Source organism: Rhizobium sp. RM (genome assembly GCF_013390595.1).
GTDB lineage: Bacteria > Pseudomonadota > Alphaproteobacteria > Rhizobiales > Rhizobiaceae > Agrobacterium.
The window spans coordinates 813113-831778 of sequence record NZ_JACAWV010000008.1 but is presented as its reverse complement, the minus strand read 5'-3'; the positions used below and the strand labels follow the sequence as shown (position 1 = coordinate 831778).

Genomic DNA, 18666 nt, shown 5'->3' with positions numbered 1-18666 from the left:
CAATTATCCAAGGCTTCGTTTTCTGTTGAGGGGCTACCAACGCGTGGATTTACAGGTTTTCTTCACCGGCCTGATGATGGGCCTCAGCCTGATCGTCGCCATCGGCGCACAGAACGCCTTTGTTCTGAAACAGGGGCTGATGCGCTCGCACGTCTTTGCTGTCTGCCTGACCTGCGCCTTATCGGATGCCCTGCTGATTATTGTCGGGGTCACCGGGTTTCGGCAGATCAGCGCCGTAATGCCGGCGCTCGATCCGATAATGCGGTATGCGGGTGCCGCCTTCCTCATCTGGTACGGCGCAAAAAGCCTCCATTCAGCATTCCGCTCGTCCGGAGCGCTCTCCGTTGCGGAGCGTAAAGAGGTCAGCCTGTGGCAGACACTCGCCATCTGTCTGGCGCTCACCTTCCTCAACCCGCATGTCTATCTCGACACCGTAGTCCTGCTCGGTTCGCTATCGACACAGTTTCCCGGCTTGGAAAAAACCTTCGCAGCCGGCGCGGCGACCGGCTCGCTCGTGTTTTTCTTCTCGCTCGGTTACGGCGCACGGTGGCTGCGGCCCCTGTTCGAAAAACCCGCCGCCTGGCGAATTCTCGAAGGGCTGATTGCCGTCACCATGTGGATCATCGCCTTCACGCTCCTCAAGGGCGCTTAAAGGTCGGGGACATCGGCCTCGCCCAGGTCCCAGTAGAGCCCCGCCATGATTGCCAGTCCTTCTCGGGCAATCTGCTTCGGGAGATGTTCGTTCGGTGCATGCTGCGAACAACCGGGATAGGAGTGGGGAACCCATATGGTCCGCAGCTTGAGGATATCGGCGAAGATGTCATTTGGCAGGGAGCCGCCAAGGTTGGGCAGCAACGCGGGCCTCTTGCCTGAACTCAATGCGATGGAGTCCACCGCCCAACCGACCCACGGATCATTCGGGTCGAGCCGGGTTGCACGGAAAATCTCGTCACCTGCAGCAACGATCTTCACCATGGGAAACCCCTGTCGATCGAGATGCCGGCGCACGGCGGGGACGACAGCTTCCGGATCGATGCCGACAACGAAACGCAGCTGCAGTCGCGCCCATGCCCGCGGCGGGATTGCGTTGACGGGCGAACGCGGATTACCAGTCTCGAAAGCCAGCACTTCCAGTGCACACCAGCCGAAAACCCGCTCTGCCGTGGAAAGACCGGGCTCTCCCCAATCCGCGTCAATCGCGGGTCCGTCTGGCCCGCCGTCGATTTCACAATCGGCCAGAGCATCACGCACCGCTTGCGGCAAGGCGTCTGGCACCAGTTCCGGCACGCGGATCTGCCCGGTCGGGCCAACAAGGCTCGCGATGGCATGGGCAAGTTGCACGCCCGGATTGGAAAGCGCCCCTCCCCAGTTGCCGGAATGATGTCCGCCCTCTCGGGCTTCGATCACCAGGTCGAACGTGATACCGCCACGCGCACCGAGAAACACGGTCGGCCGCTCCGCGTTCAATCGCGGCCCGTCGGAAGCAATCAGAAGATCGGCCTTCAGCCGCTCACCATGGTCGCGGCAGACTTCCCTGAGCCCCGGCGAGCCGCGTTCCTCCCCCATTTCGATCAAATATTTGGCATTGAAGCCCAGCTTTCCACGCGTCTCAATGACAGCTTTGAGCGCCGCCATATTGATGGAATGTTGCCCCTTGTTATCGGCCGTGCCGCGGCCGTACCACTTGCCGTTCAGCTCGGTCATGCGCCACGGTGAAAGCCCGTCTGCCCAGCCTTCATCCAGACCGCGCACAACATCGCCATGGCCGTAACCCAGCACTGTCGGCAAACTCTTTCCCTCGAAACGCTCAGCCATCAGAAATGGCAGACCGGAGGCAGGATCGATGACAATTTCGCTGGTAAATCCCATGTCGGTGAAAGCGGGCTTCATTTCGGCTTCGAGATAGAGCGACAGGGCGTCGGCGCTCGCCTCGTTCTGGCTTTCCGTGCGCAAGCCAACCCGCCGGGCGAGGTCCCGGACGAAGCCGCCCTCATCAAAATAGGCGGTTGCGTGGTCGATTGCGGCCTGTCGCGTCATCATGAAGTTCCCGTTTCCGTTGATTTTTACTGAGACTAGACAAGCCCCGGCATTTTCCAAAGGGGGAATCAGTGATAACCCTCGACCTGTTCAAAAACAGGAAGACAGCGTGTTTCGAGTTCCATTCCTCGTCGGTATCGCCCTTCTGATCGCTTTCGGCGGCGGCATCGCGTCAACGCTGGTTGCGCTCGAAGCCACCTCCGGGTTCGGTTCGATCCGCATCGGCCCATGGGATGCGTTCCCCGAAGCACAGACGATCGAGGCCGACCCCTATGCCAAATCGCATCGCGCCGATGCAGGCAAGTTGCTGTACGGCACTGCCGAGGGGCTAAGCTTTACCGCTTCGGTCGACAGCGAAGGTCAACGCCTGACAGGTGAGTGCCGCTACCGTCTGGCTGGCACCGTTCCACCCTCGCGCTTCTGGACGCTTTATGCGGCGGACCAACAGGGTAACGTACTTGCGGATGCGTCCGGTCGGCCGTTCGCGCTCAACTCCCGCACGCTGTTGCGTGAGCCTGAGGGCGGGATTGATGTCGCAATCGCTGCAACGGCTCAGACCTATAACTGGCTTTCGGTGCCGCAAGGCCAGACCTTCAAACTGGTGATGACACTGCTCGACACGCCTGTTGCCGGAAGCTCGGGGCTTATCGATATCTCGATGCCAGAAATCCGCAAGCTGGAGTGCGGCAATGCTTAGGTTCCTGCTTGCCATTGTGACCGGTCTGGTGGGAGCAGCGGCGCTGCACCTCGTCATCCTGCTGTCGATCCCGCACTTTTCCAACCGCGATGCCAATACACGCGCGGTGGCCGAGGGCAAGCTTCATGATTTTCATCTCCTGGAAGAGACGGTGGAAAAGCCTTCGCTAGGCAGCGGTGATCCCTTCATGCGGGTCGCGGTATGCACCTTCGACATCGAAGAAAAACCAGTGCGGCTCACCGCCATCGGCGCTGTGCCTTTCTGGTCGGTCGCTGTTTACGATAAGGCTTCCAATGAGGTTTTCAGCATGAACGACCGTACGTCAGCGGGTGGCGTCATGGACATTCTTGTTGCCGATGCGGTCCAGATCGCAGCCATCCGCAAGGCGCAACCGCCAGCGTTGTCACAGGCCATTCTGGTGGAAGCGGATCAAACCGAGGGCTATGTGGTGTTGCGGACGATGGTGCCGCAGCCGAGCTTTGGGGAAGAAGCGGAACGCTTTTTGAACGAGGCAAAATGCCAGCCGACGCCGTGGAAGTGACGCCGATAAGAGATGCGATCAGGATTTGAGCGCGGTTTCGGTGTTTGACTTGCTTTTACGCGCTGCTTTCTTCGGATGCGTATCGCGCTTTTCATAGTGCACGCCGGTAAACAGCAACACTTTTGCCGGACCGATTCCCCGCGCCCCTGCGTCTGCGCCGGAACGTGAACTTCGACGGGCTTCGTCCAGCGGAATAATCTCTGCCATGCTCATCTCCTCTTCGGGACATGATTGTTGTTGCTACTGGGAACCGCGCAAGCCTCGTCTTGCATCGGGAATTTCATCACCATTCACATATCAGCGCATGCCATTCGGGCTTTTTATTCCGGCGTCGAGGATAACATGGAATCCTAATATTGCCCATGAAATTACAAACACGGACAGGTTAATGATCCGTTAACCTTAATTTACGACCAGTCGTTTCATCTCAGCCGCATTTCACCCGTTGGAAACCCTGCAAATCCAGCAAAGTTCCACGATTTCCGGCAATTCAGCAGCCTTAAAATTTCGTTGTTGATAAGCATCAAACATCTCTTGCTCCCCTCCATAGTTAACAGGACGTCAACGGATTTGCTCTAACTTGAACGGATATTGTGTTCGCGTTTTTGTTGGGTAGTGCGTTGACCGACCGGTTTCGAGAACTTGAGAGGCCAAGAGCCGTGAGGAAGAAAGATGTGGTGCTGATGGCCACCGTGACGAATTTTGAAGGCGTAGCTCGTCCGTCTAAATCCGATCTGCGGCAGTTTGCCGAACTCTTCATGCCGCTTTTCAACGCCTCTACCGATGAGGCGAAACGGGAAGCGATTGCCGCCCTCTCCCAGCATCCGATGATACCATCGGCTGTCGCTTTCTTCATTGCCAGCCAGCCGATTGCGCTTGCTGCGCCTTTCCTCATTTCGTCGAAATGCCTTGACGACGATACGCTGATTACCATTGCCCGCACGCAAGGGGCAGCGCATGCGCGTGCCATCGTACGTCGCGACGATCTTTCACCGACGGTGATCGATGCACTGGTTGGCCTGCGCCATACACGCGATGTCACGCGGCAGACCAGCGACAACACGTTGCCTGCGGAGGAACCGGCCACGACCGTGACTGAAGCCGATATCGAGAAGCAGGTGGTTTCCGATCTGGAAGAGCAAATGCGTCGGCAGATCCGGGACATGGCACGCCATCTCAACCGGCCGGAACACGATGTTCTTGGTCTGCGCCGACTGACCGAGGTGCAAGAAGCGCTGCTCATCCGTTTTGCCCGTGAACGCGATGCGCGTCAGTTTGCCATTGCGCTGGCGGATTCACTGTCTTCCAGCTACTGGCTTTCCGAACGCATCATGCTCGACATCTCCGGAAGCCAGCTTGCCACGACGCTGACGGGTCTTGGTATGGAGTTTTCCGAGGCAGCCTTTGTGCTGCAATGCTTCTATCCGCACCTTGCTGCCGCTGAAGGCGACATGAGCCGTGCGGAAGCGCTGATCGACCGCCTTGATATCGTGGAGTGCGAAGAGCGCGTTGAAAACTGGCGACGGGCAGACAGTTACACCCATAGCCAGCGCGGCGAACGGCAGTTCACCCCTGCCCCGCGCAAGACGGCGGCAAGTTAAGGATCAAGGGCGGTCTGACCGCCCTTATTTTTTGGGTTGATCCACCAGGGTCAGAAGTGCGGAAATGTCATCGGTCTCAAGTTCGACGATCCACAGGTCGCTGTCAAAACGACGTTCACGGTCCAGCAACGTACTGCTTTCCAACGCGTCGGCGCCCGAAAGCCTGGTTTCGAAACGTCGCTCAGCCCTGATCTCGTCGTCTTCCGCAAAGCTTTGCGGTGCGGGGCCATAGAGGTTTTCCGTACCGTCACGAAAACGCTGGCGGATGAAGATGGCCCCCGCTTCCTCCGCACCTTTTTTCTCAACGGCTGCAAAACCGCCAGACGAGAAAACGCGCCGGACCAGAGCTGAAACGAATAGTTCGGATTTCAGGCGCATGATGCGAAGCCCCTTGCAGCCGTCGACGCCTACAAGGCGCCGATGGATTTCAGCTTTTTCAACACGGCTTCGCTCGGCTCACCGGTTTCGGGCAGCCGATAATGCTTTTCAAACTGACGGATGGCCATGCGGGTCTGTTCGCCAGCAAAACCGTCAACCTTCACGCCAGCATAAGCGATATTGACCAGGCCCTGCTGAATCTTTGCGACCATTTCTCGCGAGACCGGTTTTCCGGCAGGCGCCTTGCTTGTCAACGACACCGGTTCGGCTTTGGGCGTTGATGTCTCCGCCTTGCGAATGGCGGCAGCGACCGGATCAACCTCGACCCCACCGCTTGCGACGTTATCAGAGGGGCGGTCCTTCGGAATGGCGGCGACCGTCGCACCATCGATCTTCAAGGCGGACAAGACACGGCTGGTCGGTTCGCCGGTCTGTTCCATACCGACGGTTTCCTCGAAGAACATGATGGCGGCGGCCGTTCTTGGCCCCATCAAACCGTCTGCCTCGCCGTCATAAAGACCGCGCCGTTTCAACTCTGCCTGGATGTCGGCGACGATCTGCTGGCGCTGATGAGCAACTGGGGCTGTCTGTTGAACCTGCTGCTGCACGGGGTCTGCCCCAGCGACAGGCTGTGTCGCGGCAGCCGTTTCTTCAGGACGTTCAATGCGGAAGGTCGTTACGTTGCCCTCGGTGCCAAGGGTTTGCGCCATACGGTAACCGGCAATGCCATTCGGATCGGCTGCATCGCGCGTTCTGAGAAATGGCGAGGGATGGACACCCGGCTGATACCAAAGTGCATTGGCGGCGACGAAACCAAAGACGACAGAAAACGCGCCTATACCGCCAACCAGTTTTGGACGACGCATGATCTCGCGCCCGATGGCCGAAACCACCAAGTAAACAACGCCTGCCCCAGTCTGGGCGGCTGTTTTCTTAGGCGATTTTCGCTTTCGCGGGGCCATCCTCAACATCCTTCTTCATAACTTCGGCAAGGTCGCCAAGCTGCCTGATGCGCGGCGGAAACTCCACCATGCGGCCAGCGTCGGCGCCTTCACCTCCACCTGCGACACCGGAGCCATCCGCAGGCAGCATGATCGTTACGACCGTACCTTCGCCCGGCTTGCTGGCAATGGCGAACGTACCGCCATGCAATGCCACCAATCCCTTGACCAGCGAAAGTCCCAGTCCCGTGCCTTCATAGCGACGGGTGTATTCGTTCTGGACCTGCATGAAGGGCTGGCCCAGAAATTCTATCTTGTCGGCAGCGATACCGATACCGGTGTCACTGACTGTCAGCTTCAGCATAGCGCCTTCGCGCGCCGCGTCCATCGAGATGACACCACCGGCATCCGTGAACTTGATGGCGTTGCCGGCCAGATTGATCAGAACCTGACGAATTGCGCGCTGGTCAGCCGTAACCTCGCCGATACCGCGCTGGATGCGAGTGGTCAACGTGACCCCCTTCTCCTTTGCCTGAAGACCAAGCATCGCTTCACAGGATTCGATCGATTCAGCGATTGGGAAGGCTTCCATCATCAATTCGTAGCGGCCAGCTTCCAGCTTGCTCATATCAAGCATGGTATTGACGACCGACAGGAGATGCGCGCCGGACTGACGGATGAGCGCGACATACTCGCGCTGGCGGTCATTCTCCAGCCTGCCGAAATATTCGCCGGCCAGAATATCGGAAAAGCCGAGAACCGCGTTGAGTGGCGTGCGCAGTTCGTGACTGACAGCCGCCAGAAACCGCGATTTGGCGTCGTTGGCAGATTCGGCTTCCGCCGTTTTGCGTACGGCTTCGCAGCGAAGCTCTTCAATCTCAGTGACGTCCGAAAGCTGCGCGACGATGCGGCGGAGACGTCCGGTCGCATTGCGTACGGCCGTCATTTCAGCACGCAAATGCATGAACTGCGCCGTGTTGCGCGATTTCGATCCGATTTCGACCCGCAGTTCGGCGCTGGCGCTGTCCTCGCCCTGCCGAAGCAGATCGAAAGCCTGCATCAAAGGGATGCGGTCGGAGACGTAAATATGTTCGGCGAAAATCTGCCCTGCACAATCCCGCAGGTAGCCAGGAAAGCTTTCTCGGTCTCTGCCGGATACGCGCTCGACGATACCGTTCTCATTCAGGAACATGAGAAGACCCGGTACCTGCGAAGCCAGAACGACATCACTCTCATCGCTGCTGGAGGCGACCGACGGCGCGCGTGCCGAATGGGAAAAAGCAATCAGCAGGGCAGCGGCAGCAAGAAACAGCGCCAGGACCAGAGCAGCACCAATGGGCATGGCCAGCGCCGGTCTGAACACCAGGCTAAAGACAGCGGGAACAACCAGAAGGCTGGCGCCTGCAAAGGCGATCAGTCGGCGCAGTTGCGCAACTGTTGCGGCACGCCGTTCGGCGTCCTCTTCCATGCGGGCGAGCCATCTGCCTGCAGCATGGTCAACAAATGCGACCGCTTTTTCTGTAATGTTACGCAATACCAGCACACCGAATCCCTGAGACGGATCTAACGGTGCCGACAATAGAAGAGCGCGGCTTAAGGAATGGATAAAATGAAAGCCGCCAAACGGTCGCAAATGCCCGACGAGTCCCATAACGGGGCATTCGGAACAAGCTTTGGAATTCATGGTTAATGACGGGTAAGCGACGGATTTCGCTTTATTTTTGCCGTCATGTTAACCTTTAAGGCAAACGCGCCTGCTGCTTTTGCCGACATTCTATGGCAAGCGTCGCAATTATGCTTAACATCAGTCGTTAAAATGCGAACGAATTGGCTGGCGGCACAATGCTGCGAGGAGAATAGATACAATTTGAATTAAATTGCGCCGCTTTTTGCAATCGCACGTTCGCCGGTTGCAGGTAGCTTCCTCCCAAGCCCAAAAACGGGGCAAACGCCGATGATTCGAAATGAACGGGGCGGTAAAACGGGTTCGTCTGGCAGGGTAGTCTGACATGTGGTTTCTGATTAAAGGAACATTCTGGTTTTCGCTGGTGCTGGTAGCGCTGTCCTATTTTGGCGGCAGCAACGATGCATCCAAGGAACCGTCGACATTCGACATTACCAGTGCCGTTTCGGCCGCAGGCGACGCATACCGTTATGTCAGTGCGATCTGCGCTGAAAAGCCCGATGTCTGCGTCAAGGGCGCAGAAACCTTCCACGCGCTTGGTGAACGGGCTCGCGAAGGCGCCAAGGTTGCCTATCAACTGATCGACTCACAGCTTGCGACCGAGGACAAGCCTGACGCCGTTGCCGCAGCCATCCAGGCCGAAGCAGAGCGTGCCGAGACACCGGTTGCCAGCGCCGAATTCGAAAAGAACGCCGACGCGGTCAAAACCGGTACGATCATTCCCCTGCCTCAGAAACGCCCTGCACTCTAAGTTTTCAGTCTGCGCCTGGCGTTCTGTTGTTCAAATCGCTTTTTCATATCAGCCACGGTTCAATTTTCGCCGCGCTTCGCCTATATGGTGCTTGATAGACCACAATGGCGGATACCAATGACCTCGCTTGAAACGATCCTCGACGATTTTTCCTTCCTCGATGACTGGGAAGACCGCTATCGCTACGTGATCGAACTGGGCAAGGCATTGCCGGAACTTTCGGATGACAAACGTACGGCCGAGAACAAGGTTCAGGGTTGCGCCAGTCAGGTTTGGCTTGTCAGCCACCGGGATGGCGCTGACGATCCGGTCATGACTTTTGAAGGCGATTCCGACGCCCACATCGTGCGGGGCCTTGTGGCCATTGTTCTTGCCGTCTACTCCGGCAAAAAGGCATCCGATATCGCGGCCCTCGACGCGATCGAAGTCTTTGACAAGATCGGCCTTGTCGAACACCTGTCCTCGCAGCGTGCCAATGGCTTGCGCTCGATGGTCAACCGTATCCGTAGCGAGGCGCGGCTTCTCACCGCTTGATAAGCGTGTTCTAACGGCCCAGACCAAGACATATCCGTGACAACAAAAAAGCCGGTCTTTCGACCGGCTTTTTTCTGTTTCGATGCCTGCTGATGTTAACGGCTGGACTTGCGACGCTGGCCCAAACCCATTTCCTTTGCGAGCCGCGAACGGGCTTCAGCATAGGCAGGCGCAACCATCGGATAGTCGACCGGCAGGTCCCACTTCTCGCGATATTCCTCGGGTGTCATGCTGTGATGCGTTGTCAGATGGCGCTTGAGCGACTTGAACGAGCCACCGCATTCGAGACAAACGATGTGATCGTCCTGTACCGACTTGCGGACAGAAACGGCAGGCTTCTGCTTTTCGACATTGATCGCAACCGATGCCGGAGCAGAGGTGCCGCTGAGCGCTGTATGGACATCCGAGATGAGGCTGGGAAGTTCAGTTACCGGAACGACGTGGTTGCTAACATAGGCAGCCACAATATCCGCAGTCAGTTCGACCAGCAGATCCTGGGCGTTACCGTATGCAGTTTCCGTCATTTAAGTATCTCCTGTTCATTTACCCCTAGAAGTAGCGGAAGACGCCGCTTCGAGTGATGTGAAGTTACTCGATCCCCCTACCTTCGCCGCGTTGGAACCAACGTGAAACCCACCCCTAGATTTCTGGCGAAAGACTGAACGTGAATTCAGCGCAATTTGACATTTGGTCATGAACACAGACAGCAATGGCCAATTGGGCCACAGTTTAGCCATCAATAAAATGCCTAAGCTGACTATGAAAAGATCAAATGCAAATCGCGATCAGCAATCTTACACTTGTTTTGGATAACATTAAAACAACGAAAGTCAAATTGCTATTTACTGCTTTTCCAGTTCAAAACAGTCTAACTGCAATACAAAAAATAACGGGTAATAAAATAATCACCCGTAGTATAATTAAAAATAAGTACCCCTGATTATTTGGGGTAAATTCAACTTTGCATTTTCTTTAAATCATCGACAACCGAGTTCTTATCAAGCAAATAACCTGCCTTATGCGCCGCCATTGCAAGAAGATGTGCCGAAACTGGTGCTGTCAGAACAAAGAAAAGAAAACCCGCCAAAGATCGCGCCAGAGTTGAAAGCTCCATGGAGTGGATGCCGACAGCCAGAAGCAGCAGTCCCGAGCCGACAGTGCCCGCCTTTGAAGCTGCGTGCATGCGCGTATAGAGGTCTGGCAGCCTGTTGATGCCAATCGCGGCGATCAGCGAAAAGGCAGCGCCCGACATCATCAGAACAACCACCAGAACAGCGATAATCCAGTCCATCAGTTTCTGCCCCTTGCCGTGTTGCCTTTCGGCTTGCTGCGCCCGTTCGCGCCAGTTCCGATGTCACTCGCCTTCGTGGACTTGTCGGGTGTCTTTTCCCCGTCGAGTGGTGTGCTGCTGCGACGTTTTCCGTCCGGGCCACGCGACAAAACGAAACGCGCAAAGGCGACCGTCGCCAGAAAGCCGACCAGTCCAAGCGCAATGGCGATATCGACATAGAGATTGAAGCCGGTGCGGATGGCGATGACGGCAATGAAACCGATGGCGATACCCACGAGCATATCGAGCGCGATGATGCGGTCAGGTAGCGTCGGTCCGACAACGACCCGATAGACCGTCGCCAGAAAGGCAACGGACAAAAGGCCGGAAGCCAGGATCGTCGTATAGGAAACAAGCAGTTCGGGCGTCATCAGTGAAACGCCTCCATGATTTTCTTTTCGAAACCGTTTCTGATGTCGTTTTTGGTCGCCTCGATATCAGCACAGTCGATCGCGTGAACAAATAGCGTCTTTCGGTCATCAGAGACATCAACGGAAAGCGTTCCGGGTGTCAGAGTGATGAGATTGGCAAGAAGCGTGATTTCGAAATCGCTCGTCACCGTCAACGGATAGGCAAAGATACCGGGTTTTACGTCCAGCTTCGGCTTGACCACCATGACGGCAACCTTCCATGCGGACAGCGCCAGTTCCTTGAAGAATAGTATGACCAGCGACAGAACACGCACCAGCCTGATCCAGTAATTGCTGCCACCGGGAATCTGGTGGCGGATCAGGCCGAGTGCCAGCGTCGATACGACGAGGCCGAAAAGGATATTCGCCAGGGTCAGGCTACCAGTCACGGCAAGCCAGACAATCACGAACAGCAGTTGGACAACGTAGAGGCTCATGGATTGCCCCCCTGTGGGAAGACGGACTGAATATAGCGCGCCGGATTACCGAGCCCCTCCGCCGCCTGCTGGCTGAGGTCCAGGAGTGTTTGCGGGAACAACCCGAAGAATACGACGAACAAGGTCAGGATCACCACCGGTGCGAAGGATGGCGGTTTAGGCGCGGGTATTGACGGAACGGGCGTTTCCACGGTTTGCGGACACCAAAAGCACAGAATGAACACCCGCCCAAAGGCAATGGTGGCGATAAAGCCGGACAGGAGGATGCCGGCTGCAAGCCACCACGCTCCAATATCGAGCGCGGATTTCACCAGGACGGCCTTCGGCCAGAAACCTGAAAATGGTGGCAGACCAGAACCGGCAAAGAACAGCGCCAGCGCCGCGGCGGAGAACCAGGGCGCGCGCTTATAAAGACCGCCCAATGCCGTCAACGTCCAGCCGCCGCCCAGACGGGCGGCATGACCTGCAACAAGATAAAGCGCGGTCATCAGCACGACTGAATGCAGTGCGTAGAAGATCGCACCACCAACACCGGCCGGCGTGCCGATCGCCACACCCGCCATCATGTAGCCGATGCCCGAAATGACGATGTAGCCGAGCATACGGCGAATATCGTTCTGGGCGAGCGCTCCCATCGCGCCAAGCACCATGGTCAGAACGGCGGAAATGGCGATGACCAGGCTGAGTTCCTCCCGCTCCACGGGGAACAACATGACCATGACGCGCAGCAGCGAATAGATGCCGACCTTGGTCAACAGACCACCAAACAGCGCCGACACGACGATACGTGGTGTATGGTAGGAAGCAGGCAGCCAGAAATTCACCGGGAAGGCCGCAGCCTTCATCGCAAAGGCGAGCGCGAACAGGGTGGCCAGTGTCATCAGCGGCGCCGTGGCGCGCAACTCGGTCGCCTTGAGCGCGATATCGGCCATGTTGAGCGTACCGAATATGGCGTAGAGATAACCAACAGAGATCAGGAACAGCGTTGTGCCGATGAGGTTCAGGATGGCGTATTTCAGCGCGCCATCGATCTGCTCACGCGTCGAACCGAGTACGATCAGGCCGAAAGACGAGATCAGCAGCACCTCGAACCAGACATAGAGATTGAAGATGTCGCCGGTGAGAAAGGCGCCGTTGACGCCCGCCATCAGCAACATCAGGAACGGAAAAAACCCATAGCGTCGGCCGCTATTGTCGATATCGACGCTGGCATGGATGGCAGCGGCAAAGGCTACAATGGAGGCGGCCAGCGCCAGAAGCGCGCCTGTCAGATCGGCAGTGAAAGCAATGCCGAAGGGCGGCAGCCAGCGTCCCATGACCATAGTGAATGGGCCGTCGAAAACAACTTTGCGCAACAGCGCCGCATTCAGGAAAACCAGAAGGCCAAGAGATGAAATGGCGATCGTCGCATGCAGGCGAATGGATTTTCGCAACATCATCAGCACGGCACCCGTGCCGATGCAAAGCGCGATCGGCAGGATAACGAGCCAGTCGGCAAGCGGCACCTTGTCGAGAACGAGCGCGACGGAAAGATCGGAAATGACAGTGGTCGTCGGTGAAGCCATGTTTTTACTACCCTGCCTTGCTCAATAGCCGAGCGGCGGCAAGGGCTCGCCTGCGGGTTCTGCGGTGCGCATCTCATCCGTATCGTCGGTGTTCAACTCCTGGAAAGCGCGCCAGGTAAGGACGAGAAGGAAGCAGAAGAACGAAAAGGAAATGACGATAGCCGTCAGGATCAACGCCTGCGGCAAGGGGTTGGCCGTGCCTGCGGGCAAGGTGTCCATTCCAGCCGGAATGATTGGAGGCACCTCGCGCGTCAGCCTTCCGGCCGTGAACAGCAGCAGGTTCACGGCGTTGCCGAGAACCGCAATGCCCAGCAGGATACGGATGCTGTGGCGCGACAACATGAGGTAGATCGCAACCGAAAAGAAGATGCCGACGAGAATAGAGAAGATCGCTTCCATCAGTCGCTCTCCCTTTCTTCCAAAGCCAGCGCAATGGAGGTGATTGCGCCTACCACGACGAGATAGACGCCGATATCGAACGACATGACGGTCGAAAGCGGGATCTCGACGCCGAACACTTCCGGGTAGATCCACAGACCAGTCATGAAGGGAACACCGGCGGCAATCGAGATGACACCTGAAAGCAGCGATAGAAGCAGCCCTGCACCGGCAATCGACAGCGGATGGAAGATGATCGCGCGTCTGACCGCGACAACGCCATAGGCAATGCCATAGATTGCCAGCGCTGACACGGCAATCAGCCCACCGATAAAACCGCCGCCCGGTTCATTGTGACCGCGCAACAGCACGAAGATCGAAAACAGCCCCATGAGGCTTGTAATGACGGGTGCGACGGTGCGCAGGATCAACGTGTTCATGCGCCCGCCCCCTTCTTCAAGGTCTTTTTCGTTTTGCCTGGTATCGCGGCAGCCGGGCGGATGCGGATGAGGGCAAGAATAGCAAGACCGGTAATCATCACCACTGCGATCTCGCCCAACGTATCCGTTCCACGGAAGTCGACGATGATGACGTTCACGACATTGGCGCCGTGAGCGATGATCTTGGAATAGGCGTTATAGAAATCGGTCAGGCGGTTGTCGAAAGTCGCTTGCGTGGCGCGTAGCAGAAACAGCGCGAAGCCCATTCCGCAGGCAATGGCAATACTGCTGTCGAGCAGCTTCTGGCCAAGACCGCGATGATCGGAAAGCGACAGACGCAATCGCGTCATCACGAGCGTGAGGATAACGACGGACAGCGTCTCGACCATGAACTGCGTGAAAGACAGGTCCGGTGCGCCAAACAGCAGAAAGATCACGGCGACCGCAAACCCCTGAATGCCAAGCGCAATGATTGCCGTCAGGCGGCTCGACGCTGTCAGGACGGCAACAAGACCGGCCACAGCAATCACCACGAATGTCAGTTCATGGATGAGAATGTCATGCGGCCAAGCCGGCATGGCTGGAAGCTCGCCATACACGAAAAGCGGCACCAGCAGAGCAGCGGCTACCACCGCGAATGTCGCAGTGACATAGAATTCCAGCCGGCCCGGCTGCAGGAACCGTGTCACATGAAACGACAGTTTTACGAGTGCAGAGATAAAAGCGTCGAAACCTCTGTCCGGCCCGGGTCCGATGGCTTCGAGCGAGCGGGCCACCAGACCGCGGATTGCGTCCAGTTTCGAAAAAATCAGTATGCCTGCCGCAATGGTCAACAGCGACAGACCAAGCGGCACACCTATGTGTGGGATGAGCGAGATATCGACCTCACGCGGTTTGGCAGCGATGGCACTCGCCATCGGCGTCGAAACATAAAAATGTGCGATGCCCGAAAACAGAGCGATGGTCAGTCCCTTGACTGCCAGGAGCGCTGGCCCAAGCCATAGCAGAACCGGACCTTCATGGGCGTGTTTCGGGGTTTTTACCGGCTTGCCGAGGAAAGGCTTGAGGGCTACCGCGAAAGCCACGGCAAACATCAGCGCATTGCCAAGAATGGCAACACCGGTAAACAGCACACTGCGCGGATCACCGTGGGCTAGTGCGTAATAAATCTCTTCCTTGGCGAGAAAACCAAAAAACGGCGGCAGTCCCGCCATGGAAATGGCAGCGCCCAGCGCGGCAGCAAAGGTAATTGGCATTGCCTTGCGCAAGCCACCAAGCTTCGTCAGGTCGCGGGTTCCCGTTTCGTGGTCGATGATACCGGCAACCATGAACAACGCACCTTTGAACAGCGAATGCGCCACGAGATAGAGCGCCGCTGCTTCGATGGCGTGTTCCGACCCAAAACCTGTCAGCATGACGAGAAGGCCAAGCGACGAGACCGTGGTGTAAGCCAGCATCAGCTTGAGATCGGTCTGGCGCACCGCAAGCAACGCACCAACCAGCATCGTCAGGCCACCGAAGAACGGCAGAAGGATTTGCCAGGCGGCCGTATCGCCAAGCACCGGGTTGAGGCGCATCAGCAAGTAGACGCCCGCCTTCACCATGGTTGCCGAATGCAGATAGGCCGAAACCGGTGTTGGCGCTTCCATGGCGTTGGGTAGCCAGAAATGGAACGGAAACTGTGCTGATTTGGTGAAAGCGCCGCCGAGGACCAAAAGCAGCGCAGCCAGATAGAAGGGGCTTTCGCGCAGGACGTCGCCCCCATGCACCAGGATCGACAGTTGCGTTACGCCGCTGATATTCCAGATGAAGATCAGACCGGCGAGCAAAAGCAGACCGCCGCCCCCGGTGACGACAAGTGCTTGAAGAGCGGCGCGACGGGAGGCAGCACGTTCATGATCGAAGCCGATCAACAGGAACGATGTAATCGAGGTCAGTTCCCAATAGACGAACAGCATCATCAGACTGTCCGAAACCACGACGCCAAGCATCGCGCCCATGAACAGCAGCAGGAAAGACAAGAACCGACCCTGCTGCGGATGGCCTTTCATGTAGCCGCCTGCATAAAGCACGATCAGCAGGCCGATACCGGTAATCAGCAGCGCGAAGGTGAGCGACAGACCGTCGATGAACCAGGAAAAACTGAGATTGAAGCTCGGGACCCAGCTATAGCCGCCTGTCACGACGCCGCCCGCGGCAATCTCAGGCAGCATTCCGGCGAAGTTCAGGAAAGCCAATGCAGGCGCTATCGCCAATATCCATGCCGCGTTGTGGCCCACCTTGCGAACAAGAGCAGGCGCAGCAAGCGCCGCCAGAAATGGCAGAAATAGCGAAATGAATGTCAGCGACGTGACATTTTCGGTCATTGTATCTCCCGGCCCTGTGATCCAGCTTCGACATTTGCATCCATTCGCAGCCTGCGCGAGAGCAAATCTCGAAATCTCAAGGACCACTAACAAGTTCATGTTCCCGGTGGTATGTTCGAACCCGATTGTGGGTGAGATCGCCGCCAGCAGCACAATCCAACCTCAGATTCGACCCACCGCGCCAGTCTCTGGCGACTCCCTTAAAATCGAATGTCCCAGTTAAGGCAAAGGACGTACCACCTCAACCCAAATCGGTTCCAACAAGCCGCCATAACGCGTTCGTTATGAGTGGCGTTGTGTCTTCCCCCTCTTTCAACTTGCCGTCCGAATGCCTATTTCTGGCGAGAACAGAAAGGATCATTCCATGAGCGATCTCAAATCCCCCAAAGTGAACAAGACGGATGCCGATTGGCGCGAACAATTGACGCCCGAGCAATATCACATCCTGCGTGAACACGGCACGGAGCGCGCCTTTACCGGCCCTTACTGGAACAGCTTTGAAAAGGGTCTTTATCGCTGTGCCGCCTGTGACGAGCCGCTCTTCCTGTCTGACACCAAATTCGATGCGGGTTGCGGCTGGCCGAGCTACTTCGAGCCGGTAAAACCGGATGCGGTGACAGAGCACCGGGATGCGAGCTATGGCATGGTGCGGACTGAAATCCGCTGCACCAATTGCGGTGGGCACCTGGGGCACGTATTCCCCGACGGCCCGCCCCCGACAGGCCTTCGTTATTGCATCAACGGCCATTCGATGGTGTTCGAAGCAATATAACGGTTTACGAATTTCTCTCCAGCATGCCGGAGCCAATCCGGCATGCCACAGGCTATCTGCTCTTAAAGTTTCAGTTCCATGCAGGTGAGGTCCAGCCAGCGGCCAAACTTGGTGCCAACTTCCGAAAAACGACCGACTACGCGGAAGCCAAGGCTTTCGTGCAAACGGATGGACGCCGTGTTCTCCGCCTCGATTGCCGCAATCAGCACATGAACGTCATTGCCTGATGCATGATCGATAACTGCCTGCATCAGACGTTTGCCGATGCCGTGGCCGCGGGCATCCTTGTGCACATAAACCGAATGCTCGCGGGTGTGGCGATAACCGTCGAACGCACGCCAGTCGCCGTAGGACGCATAACCGGCAACCTTGCCATCAAGGATCGCGACAATCACCGGAAAGCCGCGCGACTTGCGTGCTGCAAACCATTCCTTGCGGTTTTCGAGATCGACCAGCGTTTCGTTCCAGATCGCCGTCGTGTTCAACACCGCGTCGTTATAGATCTCCATGATGCTGGAGAGATCGTCTACCGTCGCGTCACGCAATTCAACCGTCATTATCCGTCCGCCCTTTTGCTTCCGGGCCATAAAGCCCTGATCCTGCGTATGGTCACGGCAGGCCGAAACATGGTTTAGGCGACGTACGGGACAACTGTCCAGCAGACGTTTTGCGTCGCCATCAGGAAATGACCGGCGCGATGGAGAAGGATGTCAGCACCGCTACATAGTGCACCATGGCAGCGGAGACCACGAACCCATGCCAGATGGCGTTCTGGAACCGCAATTTTTCCCAGACGTGAAAAATGACGCCGAGCGAATAGATGATGCCACCAATAACGATCAGCCATAGCGTGACGGGAGCAAGGTGTGTCGACAGCGGCTCCGCCACCATGACACCGCTCCAGCCCATGCCGAGATAAAGCAGGATGGCAACCTTGTCGTAGCGGCCGGGGTAAAGACACTTGAGCAACACGCCACCAATAGCCGCAAGCCAGATCAGCGCCAGCGTTACGGCGATCAGCGGCTCGTGGATGCCGCGTTGCAAAAACGGCGTGTAGGTCGCGGCGATCAGAACGAAGATAGCCGAATGATCAAAGCGCCTTAAAACCCATTTCACTTGGGAGTGCGGCCAGATGTTATAGGTGAAGGAAACCGATAGACAGGCAACGAGCCCAAGACCATAAATCCAGGCAGCGGCAATGGCGCTCACACTGTCCCAAACGGTCGCATAGAAAATCAGCGCCGTTGCGCCAATCAGCGCAAAAACGATGCCGACGCCGTGGACAATGCCATCGGCGACAATCTCGTGAAAATCATACTGGCGTCCGAACCGCCAAACGTCACTCATAGTCCGTTCCCGTCTGCATGCTTTTATTGAAGCATGACGGCAATATTCGACGGGAACAAGACAACGACCGGTTAACTGCAATCAAATTGCGTTCACAATTGTTGCAAAAGCGGAAGTCACACGTCTGTCAGAGCTCGGATGCACACTTCTGGCAGAAAGGCGTATAGGGCACGGCTTTCAGCCGGTCTTCGGAAATCTGCTTGCCGCATCTGACGCATTTGCCGAAGGTGCCTTGAGCAACACGGTCGAGGGCGGCGTCTATGGCGCGCAGTTCGTCCTGCCCCACCTGGCCGAGTTCGTCCAGCACCTCGTCATTATTGCGCTCAACGGCCCGGTCTTCGTCGTCGGGGTTGCGCGGCTCTTCGAAATCAGCCTCGATCCGGTGAAGGCGTCGATAGAGTTCACGCTGGCGGTCGCGCAGAATTTTTTCGTAGGTCTCAACGTTCATCTGTTTTTC

Annotated in this window: 23 protein-coding genes; 7 read left to right on the top strand and 16 right to left on the bottom strand. The window is 57.0% G+C overall.

Annotated elements, in window-relative coordinates:
* Positions 1–43 precede the first annotated feature (43 nt).
* Positions 44–652 (top strand): LysE/ArgO family amino acid transporter, encoded by a 609-nt coding sequence (locus HWX89_RS13045; RefSeq protein WP_138794878.1) that lies wholly within the window; start codon positions 44–46, stop codon positions 650–652.
* On the opposite strand, the gene HWX89_RS13040 is transcribed toward HWX89_RS13045, so the two are convergent.
* Positions 649–2037, bottom strand: a complete 1389-nt coding sequence (locus tag HWX89_RS13040; protein WP_138794977.1) for a M20 family metallopeptidase — start codon at positions 2035–2037, stop codon at positions 649–651. The genes HWX89_RS13045 and HWX89_RS13040 overlap by 4 nt on opposite strands.
* A 109-nt stretch (positions 2038–2146) precedes the next feature.
* Between HWX89_RS13040 and HWX89_RS13035 the strand changes: the two genes are divergently transcribed.
* Together HWX89_RS13035 and HWX89_RS13030 are read left to right on the top strand one after the other, a co-directional pair.
* Entirely contained in the window at positions 2147–2734 is a 588-nt protein-coding gene (locus HWX89_RS13035; RefSeq protein ID WP_138794877.1) for a DUF1214 domain-containing protein, read from the top strand.
* Positions 2727–3275: a DUF1254 domain-containing protein gene (locus HWX89_RS13030; protein WP_138794876.1), complete on the top strand. Its 549-nt coding sequence runs from the start codon at positions 2727–2729 to the stop codon at positions 3273–3275. The genes HWX89_RS13035 and HWX89_RS13030 overlap by 8 nt, the downstream gene beginning before the upstream one ends.
* 18 nt (positions 3276–3293) lie before the next feature.
* Here HWX89_RS13030 and HWX89_RS13025 read toward each other — a convergent pair whose 3' ends face one another.
* Complete coding sequence (locus tag HWX89_RS13025) at positions 3294–3482, bottom strand: hypothetical protein (RefSeq protein ID WP_138794875.1); 189 nt, start codon at positions 3480–3482, stop codon at positions 3294–3296.
* 476 nt (positions 3483–3958) lie between these two features.
* Between HWX89_RS13025 and HWX89_RS13020 the strand changes: the two genes are divergently transcribed.
* A complete protein-coding gene (locus HWX89_RS13020; protein ID WP_210271387.1) occupies positions 3959–4876 on the top strand; it encodes a DUF2336 domain-containing protein in 918 nt (305 codons plus the stop codon).
* A gap of 24 nt (positions 4877–4900) precedes the next feature.
* Here HWX89_RS13020 and HWX89_RS13015 read toward each other — a convergent pair whose 3' ends face one another.
* The 3 genes from HWX89_RS13015 to HWX89_RS13005 are packed head-to-tail and all read right to left on the bottom strand — an operon-like array spanning position 4901 to position 7720.
* A complete protein-coding gene (locus HWX89_RS13015) occupies positions 4901–5254 on the bottom strand; it encodes a DUF1491 family protein (protein WP_138794874.1) in 354 nt (117 codons plus the stop codon).
* Positions 5255–5283: 29 nt separating this feature from the next.
* Positions 5284–6216: a peptidoglycan-binding domain-containing protein gene (locus tag HWX89_RS13010; protein ID WP_178340732.1), complete on the bottom strand. Its 933-nt coding sequence runs from the start codon at positions 6214–6216 to the stop codon at positions 5284–5286.
* Entirely contained in the window at positions 6188–7720 is a 1533-nt protein-coding gene (locus HWX89_RS13005) for a sensor histidine kinase (protein WP_138794975.1), read from the bottom strand. Before HWX89_RS13005 ends, HWX89_RS13010 begins: the two co-directional genes overlap by 29 nt.
* 484 nt (positions 7721–8204) lie before the next feature.
* On the opposite strand from HWX89_RS13005, the gene HWX89_RS13000 reads away from it, so the two are divergent.
* Together HWX89_RS13000 and HWX89_RS12995 are read left to right on the top strand one after the other, a co-directional pair.
* The gene (locus HWX89_RS13000) at positions 8205–8630 is read left to right on the top strand and encodes a DUF5330 domain-containing protein (RefSeq protein WP_138794872.1); all 426 of its coding nucleotides are present in this window, start codon (positions 8205–8207) and stop codon (positions 8628–8630) included.
* A 117-nt stretch (positions 8631–8747) separates the two neighbouring features.
* On the top strand, positions 8748–9164 hold the full coding sequence (locus HWX89_RS12995; protein WP_138794871.1) for a SufE family protein: 417 nt from the start codon (positions 8748–8750) through the stop codon (positions 9162–9164).
* A 95-nt stretch (positions 9165–9259) separates the two neighbouring features.
* Here the strand turns inward: HWX89_RS12995 and ros are convergent, their stop codons facing one another.
* The 8 genes from ros to HWX89_RS12955 all read right to left on the bottom strand — a co-directional run bounded on the left by ros (position 9260) and on the right by HWX89_RS12955 (position 16090).
* The gene (gene ros / locus HWX89_RS12990) at positions 9260–9688 is read right to left on the bottom strand and encodes a MucR family transcriptional regulator Ros (RefSeq protein ID WP_138794870.1); all 429 of its coding nucleotides are present in this window, start codon (positions 9686–9688) and stop codon (positions 9260–9262) included.
* 431 nt (positions 9689–10119) lie between these two features.
* A complete protein-coding gene (gene mnhG / locus HWX89_RS12985; RefSeq protein WP_138794869.1) occupies positions 10120–10458 on the bottom strand; it encodes a monovalent cation/H(+) antiporter subunit G in 339 nt (112 codons plus the stop codon).
* Positions 10455–10865, bottom strand: a complete 411-nt coding sequence (locus HWX89_RS12980) for a cation:proton antiporter (protein ID WP_138794868.1) — start codon at positions 10863–10865, stop codon at positions 10455–10457. The genes mnhG and HWX89_RS12980 overlap by 4 nt, the downstream gene beginning before the upstream one ends.
* A complete protein-coding gene (locus tag HWX89_RS12975) occupies positions 10865–11341 on the bottom strand; it encodes a Na+/H+ antiporter subunit E (RefSeq protein ID WP_138794867.1) in 477 nt (158 codons plus the stop codon). Before HWX89_RS12975 ends, HWX89_RS12980 begins: the two co-directional genes overlap by 1 nt.
* Entirely contained in the window at positions 11338–12906 is a 1569-nt protein-coding gene (locus HWX89_RS12970) for a Na+/H+ antiporter subunit D (protein ID WP_138794866.1), read from the bottom strand. Before HWX89_RS12970 ends, HWX89_RS12975 begins: the two co-directional genes overlap by 4 nt.
* Before the next feature lie 21 nt (positions 12907–12927).
* On the bottom strand, positions 12928–13305 hold the full coding sequence (locus HWX89_RS12965; protein ID WP_138794865.1) for a Na+/H+ antiporter subunit C: 378 nt from the start codon (positions 13303–13305) through the stop codon (positions 12928–12930).
* Positions 13305–13724 (bottom strand): Na(+)/H(+) antiporter subunit B, encoded by a 420-nt coding sequence (locus tag HWX89_RS12960; protein ID WP_138794864.1) that lies wholly within the window; start codon positions 13722–13724, stop codon positions 13305–13307. Before HWX89_RS12960 ends, HWX89_RS12965 begins: the two co-directional genes overlap by 1 nt.
* Complete coding sequence (locus HWX89_RS12955) at positions 13721–16090, bottom strand: putative monovalent cation/H+ antiporter subunit A (protein ID WP_138794863.1); 2370 nt, start codon at positions 16088–16090, stop codon at positions 13721–13723. Before HWX89_RS12955 ends, HWX89_RS12960 begins: the two co-directional genes overlap by 4 nt.
* A gap of 364 nt (positions 16091–16454) precedes the next feature.
* On the opposite strand from HWX89_RS12955, the gene msrB reads away from it, so the two are divergent.
* Positions 16455–16862, top strand: a complete 408-nt coding sequence (gene msrB / locus HWX89_RS12950) for a peptide-methionine (R)-S-oxide reductase MsrB (protein ID WP_138794862.1) — start codon at positions 16455–16457, stop codon at positions 16860–16862.
* Positions 16863–16924: 62 nt separating this feature from the next.
* Here the strand turns inward: msrB and HWX89_RS12945 are convergent, their stop codons facing one another.
* The 3 genes from HWX89_RS12945 to HWX89_RS12935 form a co-directional block, all read right to left on the bottom strand.
* The gene (locus HWX89_RS12945; protein WP_138794861.1) at positions 16925–17419 is read right to left on the bottom strand and encodes a GNAT family N-acetyltransferase; all 495 of its coding nucleotides are present in this window, start codon (positions 17417–17419) and stop codon (positions 16925–16927) included.
* Between the two features lie 121 nt (positions 17420–17540).
* Positions 17541–18209, bottom strand: coding sequence for a PAQR family membrane homeostasis protein TrhA (trhA, locus tag HWX89_RS12940; RefSeq protein WP_138794860.1), 669 nt, complete (start codon positions 18207–18209; stop codon positions 17541–17543).
* Positions 18210–18336: 127 nt separating this feature from the next.
* The gene (locus tag HWX89_RS12935) at positions 18337–18657 is read right to left on the bottom strand and encodes a TraR/DksA family transcriptional regulator (RefSeq protein ID WP_138794859.1); all 321 of its coding nucleotides are present in this window, start codon (positions 18655–18657) and stop codon (positions 18337–18339) included.
* Between the last annotated feature and the right edge of the window lie 9 nt (positions 18658–18666).

Excerpts from the sequence above, each read along its gene's own strand:
- HWX89_RS13040 (WP_138794977.1), bottom strand. The coding sequence starts at position 2,037 with ATGACGCGACAGGCCGCAATCGACCACGCAACCGCCTATTTTGATGAG.
- HWX89_RS13030 (WP_138794876.1), top strand. The coding sequence starts at position 2,727 with ATGCTTAGGTTCCTGCTTGCCATTGTGACCGGTCTGGTGGGAGCAGCG.
- HWX89_RS13025 (WP_138794875.1), bottom strand. The coding sequence starts at position 3,482 with ATGGCAGAGATTATTCCGCTGGACGAAGCCCGTCGAAGTTCACGTTCC.
- HWX89_RS13020 (WP_210271387.1), top strand. The coding sequence starts at position 3,959 with ATGGCCACCGTGACGAATTTTGAAGGCGTAGCTCGTCCGTCTAAATCC.
- HWX89_RS13015 (WP_138794874.1), bottom strand. The coding sequence starts at position 5,254 with ATGCGCCTGAAATCCGAACTATTCGTTTCAGCTCTGGTCCGGCGCGTT.
- HWX89_RS13010 (WP_178340732.1), bottom strand. The coding sequence starts at position 6,216 with ATGGCCCCGCGAAAGCGAAAATCGCCTAAGAAAACAGCCGCCCAGACT.
- HWX89_RS13000 (WP_138794872.1), top strand. The coding sequence starts at position 8,205 with ATGTGGTTTCTGATTAAAGGAACATTCTGGTTTTCGCTGGTGCTGGTA.
- HWX89_RS12995 (WP_138794871.1), top strand. The coding sequence starts at position 8,748 with ATGACCTCGCTTGAAACGATCCTCGACGATTTTTCCTTCCTCGATGAC.
- ros (WP_138794870.1), bottom strand. The coding sequence starts at position 9,688 with ATGACGGAAACTGCATACGGTAACGCCCAGGATCTGCTGGTCGAACTG.
- HWX89_RS12980 (WP_138794868.1), bottom strand. The coding sequence starts at position 10,865 with ATGACGCCCGAACTGCTTGTTTCCTATACGACGATCCTGGCTTCCGGC.
- HWX89_RS12975 (WP_138794867.1), bottom strand. The coding sequence starts at position 11,341 with ATGAGCCTCTACGTTGTCCAACTGCTGTTCGTGATTGTCTGGCTTGCC.
- HWX89_RS12970 (WP_138794866.1), bottom strand. The coding sequence starts at position 12,906 with ATGGCTTCACCGACGACCACTGTCATTTCCGATCTTTCCGTCGCGCTC.
- HWX89_RS12965 (WP_138794865.1), bottom strand. The coding sequence starts at position 13,305 with ATGGAAGCGATCTTCTCTATTCTCGTCGGCATCTTCTTTTCGGTTGCG.
- HWX89_RS12960 (WP_138794864.1), bottom strand. The coding sequence starts at position 13,724 with ATGAACACGTTGATCCTGCGCACCGTCGCACCCGTCATTACAAGCCTC.
- HWX89_RS12955 (WP_138794863.1), bottom strand. The coding sequence starts at position 16,090 with ATGACCGAAAATGTCACGTCGCTGACATTCATTTCGCTATTTCTGCCA.
- msrB (WP_138794862.1), top strand. The coding sequence starts at position 16,455 with ATGAGCGATCTCAAATCCCCCAAAGTGAACAAGACGGATGCCGATTGG.
- HWX89_RS12945 (WP_138794861.1), bottom strand. The coding sequence starts at position 17,419 with ATGACGGTTGAATTGCGTGACGCGACGGTAGACGATCTCTCCAGCATC.
- trhA (WP_138794860.1), bottom strand. The coding sequence starts at position 18,209 with ATGAGTGACGTTTGGCGGTTCGGACGCCAGTATGATTTTCACGAGATT.
- HWX89_RS12935 (WP_138794859.1), bottom strand. The coding sequence starts at position 18,657 with ATGAACGTTGAGACCTACGAAAAAATTCTGCGCGACCGCCAGCGTGAA.